General features: G+C 30.8%; 19 protein-coding genes and 1 pseudogene. 16 read left to right on the top strand and 4 right to left on the bottom strand.

The features are described 5' to 3' along the window. Positions 1 to 82: 82 nt before the first annotated feature. The 6 genes from B6F84_RS01305 (at position 83) to B6F84_RS01325 (ending at position 2,906) form a co-directional block, all read left to right on the top strand. The gene (locus B6F84_RS01305) at positions 83 to 1,066 is read left to right on the top strand and encodes a Rieske 2Fe-2S domain-containing protein (protein ID WP_148690545.1); all 984 of its coding nucleotides are present in this window, start codon (positions 83 to 85) and stop codon (positions 1,064 to 1,066) included. After that, on the top strand, positions 1,063 to 1,209 hold the full coding sequence (locus B6F84_RS13790; RefSeq protein WP_187152728.1) for a hypothetical protein: 147 nt from the start codon (positions 1,063 to 1,065) through the stop codon (positions 1,207 to 1,209). The genes B6F84_RS01305 and B6F84_RS13790 overlap by 4 nt, the downstream gene beginning before the upstream one ends. Before the next feature lie 2 nt (positions 1,210 to 1,211). Beyond that, on the top strand, positions 1,212 to 1,400 hold the full coding sequence (locus B6F84_RS01310) for a hypothetical protein (protein ID WP_148690546.1): 189 nt from the start codon (positions 1,212 to 1,214) through the stop codon (positions 1,398 to 1,400). 55 nt (positions 1,401 to 1,455) lie between these two features. Further along, positions 1,456 to 1,878 (top strand): hypothetical protein, encoded by a 423-nt coding sequence (locus B6F84_RS01315; protein WP_148690547.1) that lies wholly within the window; start codon positions 1,456 to 1,458, stop codon positions 1,876 to 1,878. Between the two features lie 76 nt (positions 1,879 to 1,954). Next, entirely contained in the window at positions 1,955 to 2,359 is a 405-nt protein-coding gene (locus B6F84_RS01320) for a hypothetical protein (RefSeq protein ID WP_420807165.1), read from the top strand. Positions 2,360 to 2,375: 16 nt separating this feature from the next. Continuing rightward, positions 2,376 to 2,906, top strand: coding sequence for a hypothetical protein (locus tag B6F84_RS01325; protein WP_148690548.1), 531 nt, complete (start codon positions 2,376 to 2,378; stop codon positions 2,904 to 2,906). 27 nt (positions 2,907 to 2,933) lie between these two features. Here the strand turns inward: B6F84_RS01325 and B6F84_RS01330 are convergent, their stop codons facing one another. Further along, on the bottom strand, positions 2,934 to 3,857 hold the full coding sequence (locus B6F84_RS01330) for a lactate/malate dehydrogenase family protein (protein WP_148690549.1): 924 nt from the start codon (positions 3,855 to 3,857) through the stop codon (positions 2,934 to 2,936). Positions 3,858 to 3,939: 82 nt separating this feature from the next. On the opposite strand from B6F84_RS01330, the gene B6F84_RS01335 reads away from it, so the two are divergent. The 6 genes from B6F84_RS01335 to B6F84_RS01360 all read left to right on the top strand — a co-directional run bounded on the left by B6F84_RS01335 (position 3,940) and on the right by B6F84_RS01360 (position 8,762). Next, positions 3,940 to 5,214 (top strand): MmgE/PrpD family protein, encoded by a 1,275-nt coding sequence (locus B6F84_RS01335; protein ID WP_148690550.1) that lies wholly within the window; start codon positions 3,940 to 3,942, stop codon positions 5,212 to 5,214. Further along, a complete protein-coding gene (gene prpB, locus B6F84_RS01340) occupies positions 5,204 to 6,037 on the top strand; it encodes a methylisocitrate lyase (protein ID WP_187152729.1) in 834 nt (277 codons plus the stop codon). Before B6F84_RS01335 ends, prpB begins: the two co-directional genes overlap by 11 nt. Positions 6,038 to 6,062: 25 nt before the next feature. Next, positions 6,063 to 6,488, top strand: coding sequence for a CBS domain-containing protein (locus tag B6F84_RS01345; RefSeq protein ID WP_148690551.1), 426 nt, complete (start codon positions 6,063 to 6,065; stop codon positions 6,486 to 6,488). A 2-nt stretch (positions 6,489 to 6,490) separates the two neighbouring features. Then, positions 6,491 to 7,624 (top strand): citrate synthase, encoded by a 1,134-nt coding sequence (gene gltA, locus B6F84_RS01350; RefSeq protein WP_148690552.1) that lies wholly within the window; start codon positions 6,491 to 6,493, stop codon positions 7,622 to 7,624. Between the two features lie 374 nt (positions 7,625 to 7,998). Beyond that, positions 7,999 to 8,304 (top strand): hypothetical protein, encoded by a 306-nt coding sequence (locus tag B6F84_RS01355; protein WP_148690553.1) that lies wholly within the window; start codon positions 7,999 to 8,001, stop codon positions 8,302 to 8,304. Next, entirely contained in the window at positions 8,301 to 8,762 is a 462-nt protein-coding gene (locus tag B6F84_RS01360) for a hypothetical protein (RefSeq protein ID WP_148690554.1), read from the top strand. The genes B6F84_RS01355 and B6F84_RS01360 overlap by 4 nt, the downstream gene beginning before the upstream one ends. A gap of 20 nt (positions 8,763 to 8,782) precedes the next feature. Here the strand turns inward: B6F84_RS01360 and B6F84_RS01365 are convergent, their stop codons facing one another. From B6F84_RS01365 to B6F84_RS01375, 3 genes are all read right to left on the bottom strand, one after another. Then, on the bottom strand, positions 8,783 to 10,132 hold the full coding sequence (locus tag B6F84_RS01365) for an MFS transporter (protein ID WP_148690555.1): 1,350 nt from the start codon (positions 10,130 to 10,132) through the stop codon (positions 8,783 to 8,785). A gap of 81 nt (positions 10,133 to 10,213) precedes the next feature. Continuing rightward, the gene (locus tag B6F84_RS01370; RefSeq protein ID WP_148690556.1) at positions 10,214 to 11,212 is read right to left on the bottom strand and encodes an alcohol dehydrogenase catalytic domain-containing protein; all 999 of its coding nucleotides are present in this window, start codon (positions 11,210 to 11,212) and stop codon (positions 10,214 to 10,216) included. A 203-nt stretch (positions 11,213 to 11,415) separates the two neighbouring features. After that, positions 11,416 to 11,691 (bottom strand): hypothetical protein, encoded by a 276-nt coding sequence (locus B6F84_RS01375; RefSeq protein ID WP_148690557.1) that lies wholly within the window; start codon positions 11,689 to 11,691, stop codon positions 11,416 to 11,418. Positions 11,692 to 11,998: 307 nt separating this feature from the next. Between B6F84_RS01375 and lrs14 the strand changes: the two genes are divergently transcribed. The 4 genes and pseudogenes from lrs14 to cobM all read left to right on the top strand — a co-directional run. After that, entirely contained in the window at positions 11,999 to 12,349 is a 351-nt protein-coding gene (gene lrs14 / locus B6F84_RS01380; protein WP_148690558.1) for an Lrs14 family HTH-type transcriptional regulator, read from the top strand. 185 nt (positions 12,350 to 12,534) lie between these two features. Next, complete coding sequence (cbiT, locus tag B6F84_RS01385; RefSeq protein WP_148690559.1) at positions 12,535 to 13,119, top strand: precorrin-6Y C5,15-methyltransferase (decarboxylating) subunit CbiT; 585 nt, start codon at positions 12,535 to 12,537, stop codon at positions 13,117 to 13,119. 3 nt (positions 13,120 to 13,122) lie between these two features. Then, complete coding sequence (locus B6F84_RS01390) at positions 13,123 to 13,785, top strand: cobalt-factor II C(20)-methyltransferase (protein WP_148690560.1); 663 nt, start codon at positions 13,123 to 13,125, stop codon at positions 13,783 to 13,785. Between the two features lies 1 nt (position 13,786). Beyond that, positions 13,787 to 14,569 (top strand): annotated as a pseudogene (gene cobM / locus B6F84_RS01395) (precorrin-4 C(11)-methyltransferase); the annotation flags it as partial. Positions 14,570 to 14,683: the final 114 nt, after the last annotated feature.

Consider the following 14,683-nt stretch of genomic DNA (forward strand, 5'->3'; position numbering starts at 1 on the left):
TTTTATTTACTTTTTACATTAAAAAAGATATAAGAAAAGTTTTTATAACTTGCAGATATAACTCAAAACATGTAGATGAGGTATGAAAGATAAGATAATTATCAAAAGATCAGATTTCATATTTGCAAAACGCTTACTATGGAAAATGAGAAATAAAAACACCCAGTTTGACGCTAAACAGTTTATGTCAAAGGGTAGAGATTACTTATATGAGTATGCAGAGAAAAACGCTGGACCGCTCGATCCTAGCAGAAGAGCATTTTTAAAAGGAATATTAATAGGCATAGGAGTAATCACAGTAGCGTCTGCGATACCATTAGTAACATCATTAAATCCTCAAGAAGTATCGATTAAGAAGTTTCCATGGATGATAATAGTGGATTCTAATGGAAATCCTATCCAAGCTTCAACTTATCCAGTTAATGATCCTACTATAATGCTATTTCAATATCCTCTTTTAGGTGACATAACATTTTTGCTTAACATGGGAGATGAGAATAATAAACCAGTAAGTATTCCTCCAACAGATGTAGTTATCCCTCAAACCGGCCAAAAGTATCACTTCCCAGGAGGAGTAGGTCCTTATAATTCTATTGTAGCATATAGCGCAATATGCCAGCACTTAGGATGTACTCCACCAGAAATTCATTTCTATCCTCCTCAATATTTTAAGCCTGGAGGTACTCCGCCAAACTTTCTACCTCCAACCGCTTATTCTGCGGCAGTAGCAAATAATGCAAAAAGCGTTATACACTGCGATTGTCACGGATCAACTTACGATCCTTGGCATGGTGCTGCTGTTATTACTGGACCAACTGTTAGACCATTACCATATGTTCAGTTATACTGGGACTCATCTACAGATTATTTATACGCAGTTTCAATGAATCTTGACGCACCTCCTATAATGGATCATCCTTCTGATTTACAAGGAGCCGCCTACCTAGATTCTTATGATGAATCTACTGGATGTCCAAAATTGTTATTAAGTAAAAATCAAACACCAAGTAATTGTTATACAGAAATGCAAAATGATGGAGATACTTTCAATGGTGGTTCTTCATGAGTAGATTAGGACTAGCAATAGTAATTTTAATATTCGGTGTCACTGCTGCTTTAGCAGGCTTTATAATTTATACTATACTCTGGGACTCTTCTCCTATTAACTTAGTATTGCCTATGGTAAAAATACTGGAAGCTTGGTGGTAGCTATGAAGTTGCCTAGTAGAACACTTTTGCTTATCTTTACAGTAATATTTTTCATTGTTATATCTTTACCTCTTGATTTTATCTCAGCATCGACTATAGGTGTAGAAAACACAACTATCTTGGCTGCAGCAATTTATATGATTCTTACTGGAGCTACGTTCATAGTAATATTTCTAAAAGATTTTTACTGAAAAATATGAAGTTTTTAAAACTAAGTTTTTATAACCTTTTTCCAAATCTATTATTATGAGTTCCAGATCAGTATTGGATATTTATAACTCTATGGCTACAAAATTTTCTAAAAATCAATATACTCCAGCTTTAGCTGCGGCTGAACTAGCTAGTCTTATTATTACTTATGTTGCAGGAATGGGTATAGCAATATTCAAAATGCCTTTATTAGGAGCTCCTATAACGGCTCACATATATGCTGCAGCATTTGACGTTATATTTGCAATAGCACTATATGGATCAAGTACTAGAGCAGGAAATTTACCTCTTAGAATTCTATCTGTATTAGATATCTTTTCTGTACTAGGAGCTGCATTTATGGGTTTATTCTTCTTTGGAGGATTTTCCACGCCTACATATGCTTTAGGAATGGGCACTGGATTTATTTTCACAATCGTTTTTACTTCAGCTATACTTTTCTATTCTCTTAGAAGATAATAACTTTTTTTATTTTATTTTCATAAAATGAGATCTTTTAATGAAATATTTATTTATGTGAACTCATTATATTATTTTGATAATAATGACTGAATCTAGAATAGGTAGAAATACTCCAGTTTTAATTGCATCAAGTGTAGAAACAATACTTTTAACTGGTGCGTTTTTAGCTGGGACTGCAACTATGCTCAACGATAATTTTCCAATAAAAGCAACATGGATGGCTGCACTTCTTTCATCTCACTTAAGTTTAGCGATATTAAGCGGACTTGGTGCCGTTTTACTTTTTGCAATATCTTATCTGAGTAATAGAAAGGACTTATTTTACTTATCTGCTATTACTGCACTATTTGTAGGACTTGCAGCGGGAGGAGGATTAGCATTTTATGCTACGTACAATTATATGTTCTCTTATCTTATGGCTTTATCGTTTATTTTAGCTATAATATGCTCTACTGGATGTATAGCTTACTCAGTATAACACAAGGTGTAAAAAATTGGTTCCTATTTCTTTTTTACTTAATGCAATTCATGGATTCTTTTCTTTAATATATTATGGTGCAATAATGATTTTTGGAGTAGTTGTTGCTCCAAAATTCTCTAAATTATCAGAATCAACGATAACTGATTTGATGAGAAGTGTATTTCCCACACTTTTAAGTTTTATAGAAGCTTCTGGAATGATTACTATTGTCTTTGGAGCAGGAGAATTTTTTCATTATATGATAGGATATTATAAAGATGGTGGATTAAACGAAGTAAGTACTATTTTATTTTCAACCGGATGGGGAATATGCGTGTTTACTGGAGCGATATTAGGTTTTGTAGGATTTAGTATAGGACTTATAATAGCTAGTAACTTTGAAAAAATATTTAAATTGTATAAATCTATAGATCCATCATCTATAAATGAAATTCAATTTCTACAAATAAAGCTTAGATTCTATTCTATATTAGGAGCTATATTCTTAACAGTAACAGTGATTTTAATGATATTGGCTGTATCATTTTTGCCTTTACCTGGTTAAAAAGAAAGTAAAAAAAAAAAAACGTTTTTATCTAGCGTTTTCTACGCTTTCTAATGATTTAAGCATATCTTTATAAACATCATAAAAGTCTTTCATTGCACTTGTTAGATGCCACCTATCTTGTTCATCTATCAGAGATTCAATTGATGGTCCTATTTTTCTTCCCACAATAGTTGGAACGCTTACGTGAATAATTTCATCTTCAAATTTTCTGGGCATGGCTATACTCATTAATCTGTTCTCGTTTAATGTAATAGCTTTTATTATGTCAGCAATTATTGTACCAGGCCCCCATGTAGTGCCTCCCATAACTCTAATTATTTCTCCAGGAATTTCCTTTACGTATTTTTCTACTTCCTCTTTGTTAATATTATATTCAGATATGGGTAAACCTTTGACTGAGACAGTACTCCATAATACTACTGCATCTTCTCCATGTTCTCCGCCTACAAATCCATCAACTTCATTTACAGGAACGTGAAGTTTCTTTGCAATAAATGATCTCATTCTCATCGTCTCTACTTGATCTCCAGTACTTATTACCATTTCCTTAGAATATTTTGCGAAAACTGATGCGTTCATATCTACTGGATTAGCTACCATAACGTATATTGCACCATGATTCTTACTAGGTAATTTACTCGCTAAATCAATCATAATTTTTGCGTTGTCTTTAAATAAGTCTCTTCTACTCATTCCTGGTTTTCTAGGCTTTCCTGCTGCAATAACTACTATATCTGAATTACTAATATCATCTATATTGTTTGTTGAGATAATCTCAGTTTTTACTCCTCTGCTTGCAAAGGCATGTCTAAGTTCATGCTCAAATTTATCTGGAAGCTCTGGAATTATATCGTAAAGCATTATCTCGTCAAAAATTCCATCTATTACTGAAGAGTAAACTATTGTTTGACCTATTTTTCCTACACCTATAAAGGCTATCTTTGTCATATTCTATCATTATAAATATTCTCGCGAATTTATTTAAACTTTTCTTAGAAAGTTTATATTGGATAGTTGCCAAAGTTATCATATGGAACTTGCAAAAATAATTTCTGAATACGTTACGTCAGTTAACTATAGTGATCTGAAAGATAAAGAAATTCATGAAGCAAAAAGAAGAATAATAGATAGTATTGCAGTAGGTAAAGCGTCACTAAACTCAGAACCATCGAAAATTACTGAAAGATTATTTAATAGATACTTAGGTGATGGACTTACTTTATCTGGAAATTCTATATCTCCAGATTTAGCTTCATTCTACAATACTTTAGCTATAAGATATTTAGATTTTAATGATACTTATCTTTCGCTTGAACCTTTACATCCAAGTGATATGCTAGGAGGTTTATTCTCATTAGGGAAAGATAAAAAAGGAAAAGATTTAATTTTATCTCTCATTGTAGGTTACGAAATAGGAACTAGGTTATGCGATTCTGCTTCTTTAAGAAAAATAGGTTTTGATCACGTTAATTTTCTAGAAATAGCTACAGCTGCTGCTCTAAGTAAATATTTGAATCTTGATAGAAATGCTACTTATAATGCAATATCTATATCTATAGTTCCACATATAGCTCTAAGACAAACTAGAACAGGTAAACTCTCAATGTGGAAAGCTGGAGCTGCAGCTGAAGCAGTAAGGAATGCCACTTTTTCTGTATTGCTTGCTAAGGAAGGATTTACTGGACCAGAAAATCCGTTTTCTGGTAATATGGGTTTCAATAAGCTTATTACTGAATTAGATTTATCTAAATTTGATAATCTAGGTACATCAAAAATACTTTCTACCAGCATGAAAAAGTATCCTGTAGAATACCATGCAGAAGCTGCAGTAGAAGCTGCTCTTAACATTCAGTATCAAGGAGAAATTAGAAGAATATATGTAGAAACGTATGAAGCAGGTGTAAGTATATTAGCGGATAAAGAAAAATGGAGGCCAGAAAATAAAGAAACTGCAGATCATAGTCTTCCATTTATAATTGCTTCTACATTATTATTTAGAAATATGTGGTTAGATAATTATTCTAAAATTAAAGACGAAAAAGTTATAGAATTAATGGATAAAATTCAAGTTCTAGAAAACGACGAATATACTAAAATTTATCCTAAAGAATTACCAATAAAATTAGAAATAATTACTGATAAGGGAAAATTTGAAACTGAAGTAAGGTCTCCTAGAGGATATTATAATAATCCTATGTCAGATGCAGAAGTAGAAGAGAAAGCAATGAAACTAGGTTTAGGCAAAGAAAAAATTAGTGAATTATGGAATATGGAAAATATGGAGGTGGAAAAAATTGTTGCCTAAAGAATTTACAATTGTTCCTGGTGTATTCAATCCTTTTACTGCTTTACTCGCGGAAAAAGTAGGATTTAATGCAGTATATTTATCTGGAGGAGCATTAACATCATCGTTAGGAATTCCGGATATTGGTTTAATTACTTTAGATGAATTAGCTTACATGTTAAGAAAGATTAGAGATGTAACAAATATCCCAATTATAGTTGATGCCGATACTGGATTTGGAGAAGCAATAAATGTATATAGAACAGTAAAAATCTTGGAAAGAGCTGGAGCTAATGCAATTCAAATAGAAGATCAAAGAATGCCTAAAAAGTGTGGACATTTAGATGGTAAGGAAGTAGTACAAAAAAGCGATATGATTTCGAAGATAAAAGCTGCATTAAAAGCAAGGAAAGAAGCGTTAATAATTGCTAGAGTTGACTCAAGAGATGTTATAAGTCTAGATGATGCTATAGAAAGAGCTAAATCATACGTAGAAGCAGGAGCGGATATAATATTTCCAGAAGCTTTACATTCAAAGGAAGAATTTGAGAAATTTGCTAAAGAAGTTAAAAAAGTTCCCTTATTAGCTAACATGACTGAGTTTGGAAAAACCCCATTTATTACAGCAGAAGAATTTAAAGAGATGGGATATACTTATGTTATTTTCCCAGTTACGATATTTAGAGTAGCAGCAAAAGCCATGAAAGATGCGTTAGAAGTGTTAAAGAAAGAAGGCACGCAGAAGTCGCTAATAGATAAAATGATGACAAGAAAAGAACAATATGAAATTATTAATTATACCTACTATGAAATGTTAGATAAAGAACTTGAGAAACTTTTATAATTATCGAAAAGTATAATATATATTTATGACAGCAAAAGTATCATATTTAATAAGTAAACCAGTAGTTACAATCAACAAGGGTACACATAGCATAGATGCAGCAAAGAAAATGGCTGAACATAATATAGGATCATTAATAATCATGGATAATGAAAAACTTATAGGAATAATAACTGAAAGAGATATAATCAGAGCATTAGGAAAAGGAATTTCGTTAGACTTACCGGTAGAAGAAATAGGAACTACGAAAAATCTTATAACAATAAATGAAAATGATAGCATATATAAAGCAGCAGAGCTAATGGCAAAAAACAATATTAGACATCTTATTGTAACAAACAATGACGGTAAACTAGTTGGAATAATATCAATTAGGGACTTGATACGTGAATCTCACGTTCTAAAGGCACTTTCAGTTACGTCAGAACAAGAATGGATAGGAAGTGATTAAAGATGAGCGAAATAAGTAGAGGTTTAGAAAACGTATTTATCAAGGCAACATCATTAACATACATAGACGGAGAAGAAGGAATTCTGAGGTATAGAGGTTACAATATAGAAGATTTAGTTAGTAATTGTGATTACGAAGAAATTATATATCTTATGTTATATGGAGAATTACCTACACAAAGTCAATTAAAGAAGGTAAAGGAAAAAATTAATGAAAGTTATGAGCTACCACCTCAAGTAATAAAAATTCTAGAAGAATTACCTCATGAGGCTGATGCAATAGCAATGATGGAAACTGGATTTAGCGCATTAGCTTCATACTACGATTACTCATGGAAGAAAGAAGAGAATAAGGAAAGAGCATTAGAAATAATTGCAAAATCAAATAGTATAGTAGCAAATGTATATAGAATTAAAGAAGGATTAAGGCCAAAAGTTCCAGAGCCTTCAGATAGTTATGCTAAAAGTTTTCTAACAGCAGCATTCTCAAGAGAACCATCAGAAAAAGAAGTAAAAGCTATGAATGCGGCACTAATTCTTTATACAGATCATGAAGTTCCTGCTTCAACAACTGCAGCATTAGTAACTTCTTCCACTCTTTCGGATATGTATTCGTGCATAGTAGCTGCATTAGCAGCATTGAAAGGCCCACTTCATGGAGGTGCTGCAGAAGCTGCGTTTAAGCAATTTATGGAGATTAAAGATCCATCAAATGTTGATAAATGGTTTAATGAAAATATTATACAAGGAAATAAAAGGTTAATGGGATTTGGGCATAGAGTGTATAAAACATACGATCCTAGAGCTAGAATATTTAAGAAATACGCAGAAGAAATAGCTAAAACTGATGATGCTAGAAGATACTTGGAAATAGCTAAAAAACTAGAAGAGAAGGGAATAGAACATTTTGGTGGAAAAAGGATTTATCCTAATACTGACTTCTACTCTGGCATAGTATTCTACTCGCTAGGATTTCCAGTATATATGTTTACCTCTTTATTTGCTCTTTCAAGAGTACTAGGATGGTTAGCACATATTATAGAATACGTTGAAGAGCAACATAGATTAATAAGACCAAGAGCTTTATACGTTGGTCCAATAAAAAGAGATTTTATCCCATTAGAAAATAGACAATAATTTTTTATACAATTTGTAGCTTTAAATGAAAGTTACAATACAAAATATTTTTTCTTTCATATAAAACTATTAGACCTTCAAACATTAATATTAGGTATAGATCCACAAATTTTCGGATATCTAGGATCGTGAAAAAGCTAAAACCATTAAATTAACAAAGATTGTACTCGCATATTTTAGCTTTTGATGTAGATATTTTCTTAAAAATCAATAGACTTACTATTTTAAGTTGAGTCTTTATGTTATCATCAATGTAATATTTAAAGTATCAAAACTTTGTTTATTAAAAATAAAAAAGTTGATTATATATTTCATAAAACTTTCTAAGATAACATTTATTAACTAATATTCACATATATATAATTTGATAGACAATGTCATACCAAGATATACCTGGATTGATAGGCGTTTACAAGATTTCCGGTAATGGATTGTCTAAGATTTATGGAGAAGATCTGAAAATGGACTCCAATAAATTAATAAATTTATTGATGGAAAATATGAGAATAGGCGAAGAAGAGTTCAAAAAACTAGGTTTTGGTCCATTTCTAGGTTTCGCTATGATATTAGATAATACTGGAATAGCTTACTTAAACGGTATTGTTGTAGTAGTAGACGCAACAAAAACCGACTGGTCAAAAGTTATAGAAGAAATGCAAAAAGGGGTGGTTACGGCATGAAAATCAAGGGTTATTTAGGCTCAGTAGAAGTTGATAATAACGGCAATGTAAAAAAATCCGATATAGATGAAGCGGATAAAATAGCTGAAATAATAAAAGCTAACGTAGAAAAGGGAAACCAGGAAGCTAAAGAACTAGGATTCTCCAAACTTAACGGATTTGCTATGCTAGGATCTAGTAAGAGTTTAACTTTTATGAAAAACAAAGCCCTAATTGTAGATACGCATAAAGCCGATTGGCAAGATCTATTCGTAACATATACTTATATAAAATCTTGGCTAGCTGGAGGTATTGCATTATTAGCAATCTCAATAATTTGGTACATTATCGCTTTTACAACTCCTTATCTAGATTATTTTGCACCTGAGCCAAGAGTATATACTCCTACGATACTATTATTAATAGGAATATTTATGACTGCATTATCCAAAACTCGTTACAGCTATAGATTAGAATAGTTTCCTTTTTTTTAAAAAAATTAAATTGATGTTTTTTCTGTTTGTTGAGAAGTTTCTTCTATCGGTACTAGATTAGTATCATATCCCTTAGTGAACCACAATCCGGCTCCAATTGCTCCTAAAATCCATAAAGCCAAATTGAATTCTACAAATTGAAGCTCATTAAATGAACTAGTAAGGTACACTGAAGCTGCGTATGACAACATAGGAAATATTCTGACTAAACCTATGTAAAATGCTCTAGAACTAGTAGGCATAAGTACTGGTTCAAAAATTGTTCTAGTAGCCCATCCAAATTCACTAAAGAACATATTAGCAAAAAGTAATCCATAAAACGTTATCAGTGAAAATGGAATTATATGAGTTACTAATAAAATTATTGGAATAATTGTTAACGTTCCACCTAGAAAAGATGCAAAACCAAATGATTTACTTCCTACAAATTTGACTAAACCAGCAGCTACTAAACCAGCTAATGAAGCACCTAAGTTTGCTACAAAAACTATGAAGTCTACTGTAGCTCCTTTGAAATAGTAATCAGCAATAACATATGCCATTAATCCATAAGTTAAGTACTGTGATACTGCAATTAAAACTAGGAATAAGAATCTTATTGGGAATGGCACTTTTTTATCTATATGGACTATCTTTTCTCTGCTTTCCTCTAGAATAAAATACCCTTTTTTAACTTCTTCTTCGGCTTTATGTTCCTTTCCTTTATTTATTAACCATCTTGCACTTTCTGGCGTTAAATATCTTATTATAATTGCAACTCCTACCAAAATTAATGATAATACGCCTAAGATTCTTAGTTCTATCAAGTAAGAATTTGAAATTGAATAAGTTATATACGCTACTAACCCTGCAAACATCGCTCCTACGTTATCGAAATTAGGTAATAATACTAACATAGTTTCTCTTAATCTTAATGGCATAGTTTCAGAAGCATAAGATAATGCAGTTGGAACTTCTCCTTCTATCCCTAAATCTGCTAAAATTATTCCAGCTAAAATTATTATGATGAAAGGAAGAGATGAAGAGGATAATAATGAGGGATAAGCTAAAGAGATACTAGATGCGATAAATATTATTAATGCTCCAGTACCATAAAGTCCCATCGTTATGAAAAATGTCCCTTTTCTACCTAGTTTCCTATCAGAAATAAATGAAATACCTAAGTCTCCTATTAGCTGAGCTATTATCGGTGCGATTAGAAACCAGACTATATTTACAGAAGGATAAAATAATGGTGCTATACTAGCTATAACTCCCCACATAAAAAATCCTATTAATAATGACGAGAATAAGCTCCAATGCCCTTTAGACCACTTAGAGAAATCTATGTTAGTTAAAATCGTGTTATCTTTCATCAATTAGTAGTAAGGAATAACTAGATTATAAACTTACTTATAGGATTTAAATTATCCTATAAAAAATAAAGATAAAAAAGTTTAACTAATTTTTAAAAGTATTCTTCCATCTCTTTCCTTATCAAAAAGTGAATTCAACGCTTTTTGCCCTTCTTCTAATGAGAAAGTCTTCCATATTTTTACTTTACAGTTATTTTTGCATAGATCAATTAATTCTATTAAATCTTTTCTGCTACCTCCAGTAGTACCTATAAGTTTTGCATGCATTCCGTAAATTTGACCTAAATTTAATTTAACATCTGATCCCGTTATCCCTCCAAAGAAGACTATTTTTCCATCCATTCCTAAGGTTTGGAGACTTAAATCCCAAACTGAAGATCCAACTGAATTTATTACTACATCTGATTTTTTGCCATTAGTTATCCTTTCTATTTCTTCTTTTGCTTTATCATAAGGAACAACGTAATCTGCACCATATTCCTTTACCCATTGTTTATTGCTTACAGCTATTACAGTAGCTCCCATTTTCTTTGCTAATTGTGTAGCGAACTGCCCAGTATTTCCAGATGCCCCAAATACAGTAACTACGTCAGTAGCACTGATTCCTGACTCTTTAATTGCATGGTAGGCAGTTAAGCCTGCAACAGGTAAGCTTGTTGCTAACTCATCTCCTATTTCATCTGGTATCTTAAAAGCATTTTTACTTGGAACTACAAAATACTCTGAATACCCACCATTAGTTATTACGCTCATTATTCCTCCATTTCTGCATAGCATCTCTTTAGATGACAAGCACATATCACATGAGCCATCAAAAACTCTATTGAAAACTACTACTCTATCTCCTTCTTTTACATCTTTCACATGGCTTCCAACTTTTTCTACTTCTCCATAAATTTCTGCACCGGGTATATGAGGAATAGGATTCACTTGAAGATAATTAACTACGAAATAATCTATTGGATTTACTCCTGCCATTTTAACCTTTATTTTCACACTATGCTCGTCTACAGTTGGCTCTTGAATATCACTCACTTTTAGATTTTCAATTCCATTTTTTTCAAAAAGTAACGCTTTCATATTTAAGAATTATTCAAAAGCACTAAAAAATTAACTTAATTTAAGTAAAGTTAGTTACTTTAGATTCTCTTATAGAAAATTAGCATTTATTGATATTTAAAAATAAAGATTATTTTATTATATATAAATATATAAGTAATTATAATATTAACAAAGTCTATAACATTTATCTTGAAAGTATGTAAATTATTTAGTTGAATATATTATTGTTTGTTCACCTTATGATTAATATACATCTGTTTTCCGTCTTTAAGCGTTATTTTAAAGCATTTTTCTCCAGGTTTAATATTAAAGTATGATATTTTTCCATCAACTGTACTTCCTGCAAATATTACACCGGGTTTATTAGTAAACATTCTACAAATTTCGTCCGGCGGATCTACTTCCTCTATTTTAACTATAGAGGATTTTTGAATTTTAATGGGAGAAAAATTAGGGATATTAATTATTATTTCTTTATCAGTTTCTTCTACTGACATAATTATTACTTAATGTTATAACTAATAAATTTTGCTAAGTTAAGTATAAAAACAATACTCTACTTAATGCGTTCATGAGTATGCTTTAGCTAATATAATTATACTTAATTTTTAGGTTTTTTAATCGCGGATGCAAGATCCAGAATTTAACATTTACTAGTGTAATCATACTTTATAGAATAATTTAATTAATAATATTGAGTTAAAATGGAAGTTAGAGTTAAATAAGAAAATATTAAATCATTTAAAAACTCGTTAGTTCTATATGAATAAAAACTTTTTTTACTTTGATAATCTATTTTAATATATGGAAGAAACAATAGAAAGAAGCAATATTGTAGAAAATGAAGAAAAATGGCATAATATTAAATGTTGTTATAGATTAACTGAAACAGAAATAGCATGTTTCGTTAAATTATTACAATTAAGAAAACCAATAACTTCAATAGAATTAGCACATGAAATGAAATATAGTAAAACTACTGTTGAAACTAGTTTAAGAAAGCTAGTAGAACTAGGTTTGATAATCAGAGAAAAAATAGAAGGATCTAGAATAGGTAGGCCAAAATACATATATCGTCTACCAGATGTTATATGGGAAAAAATAGAGAAAGATCTCAATAAATGCAGTGAAAGTATGAAGAACACAAAATTATGATTATTATTTTTATATCTATATAAATATAAGATAAGATTTTTTAATGTATGCTCATTTAATGATATTTAAATTTAAGAATTAGCATTTTAATAAATTGTGACTTCAGTTTACTAAAACCTATCCTTAACTAGATAAATTATAATTCGACAAAAGATATATAGTAGTGGATAGCTTATCCAAATATAATGACATGGAATTATGTAACACCTGGCATACCAGATGAAGAATTTGTAAGAGATGAAAAAGTACCTATGACCAAAGAAGAGATAAGGTCTATTTTAGTCTCAAAATTAAGACTAAATAAGGGATATAAGGTTGTAGATATAGGAAGCGGTACTGGTAGTGTAACTATAGAGTTAGGCTTATTAGTTGGTCAAAACGGAAAAGTTTATTCCATAGAAAAAGATGAAAAAGCGTTAAACTTAACAAGGAAGAATATAGAAAAATTTGGTTTGAAAAACGTAAAAGTTATCGAAGGAGAAGCTCCTAAAGCTCTAGAAGAAATTGATGAAAAAGTACATTCAATTTTCATAGGTGGTAGTGAGAACTTAGAAGAAAATATAGAAAAAGCTAAAACTCTTCTTCTTCCTAATGGAAGAATCGTAATAGATGCTATATTAATTGAAACCATTGCTAGAGCATTATCGGTGTTAAGTGATTTCAAAGTAGAAATTACAGAAGCAATAATAGCTAAAGGGATGAAGACATCAAAAGGATATGCTATGCTATCTAGAAATCCAATATTTATAATCTCTGCAGAAAAGGTGTAGATAATGAAATTATATGTGCTAGGCTTAGGTCCTGGAGATCCAGAATTAATAACCCTAAAAGCTTACAATATTCTTAGAAGTGCTAAGTTAATATTTGTACCTTATTCTACTGGAACTAATAGAAGTTTAAGTGAAGAAATAATTAAAAAATATGCTAATAATGCTCATACTGAATATTTAGGATTTCCAATGAAAAAAGAAGTTGAAGATGAAAAACTATCTGAACTTGGAAAACATATGTGTGACAAATTGGAAAAATTTAATGAAGGAGTCTTTGTTACTTTAGGCGATCCAACACTATATAGTACATTCTTTAGGGTAAAGGATTTTATGAATTGTACTTACGATCTTGAATTAATACCTGGAGTAAGTTCAATCACTGCTTGTGCTTCTAAAGCTAAAATATCTTTAGGTATAAAAAATGAAAAGATAGCCTTAGTTACTGCAGGAGATTTCTCAATTAAAGACGTAATCAATTATGATACTATTATTATATTTAAAGCAAATGAAAGAGTAAAAGAGATAATAGAAGATCTTAAGAACGCTGGATTTAACAATATAATATTTGCTAGAAGATGTTTTATGCAAGGAGAAGAAATAATCTATAATTTAACTGATATTGAAGATAAAGATTATTTTTCGACAATAATAGCTAGGAGGAATTAAAATGGAAGGTAAAGTAGTATTTGTGGGTGCTGGTCCAGGAAATCCTGAGTTAATCACTGTAAAAGCTAGAAATTATATTGAAGATGCTGACGTTATTTTATATGCTGGATCATTAGTTAATCCAGAAATACTTAAATGGGCAAGAAAAGATGCTGAGTTAATAAATACTGCTGAATTAACCACAGAAGAAGTAACTAAAATAATGATAGAAAAAGCTAAGGAAGGAAAACTGGTAGTAAGATTAAAATCTGGAGATTTTTCAATTTATGGTGCATTAACAGAAGAATTATGGGATTTACAAGATGCTAAAATTAAGTACGAGTTTGTCCCAGGTATAACAGCGGCTTTGGCAGCTGCTTCATCATTAGGTATAGAATTAACTTTACCTAAAATCTCTCAAACCGTTATTATTACTAGAGCATCAGGAAATGTACCTATGAATGGATCTCTAAAAGACTTTGCTCCTTTAATATATAAGGGAGCTTCTCTGGTCATTTATACTGGAGTTCATATTATTGATAAAGTTGTGTCAGAGTTAAGAGAAGCTGGAGTTAAAGAAGACCAGCCTATTGCAGTAGTTTATAAAGCTACTTGGGATGAAGAGAAAATAGTTAGAGGAACGTTAAGTAATATAGCAGAAAAAGTTAAAAAGGAAAAAATAACTAGAGATGCAGTAATAATTGTAGGAGAAATAGTTACACCAGAAAAATATAAAGGTAAAATAAGATCTAGCGCTTATGATCCAAATTTTGTTACCGGATTTAGATCTGATAAAGTTAAAGATCCTTTAAAGTACTTTGAGTTGCGATACAAGGTAGATAAAGGATTTGGCGAAGAATACTTAAAATACTTAATCTTGGCATTAAAGGAAAACATAAACAATAAGGATAAAGTTAGA

Source organism: Acidianus manzaensis, assembly GCF_002116695.1.
GTDB lineage: Archaea > Thermoproteota > Thermoprotei_A > Sulfolobales > Sulfolobaceae > Acidianus > Acidianus manzaensis.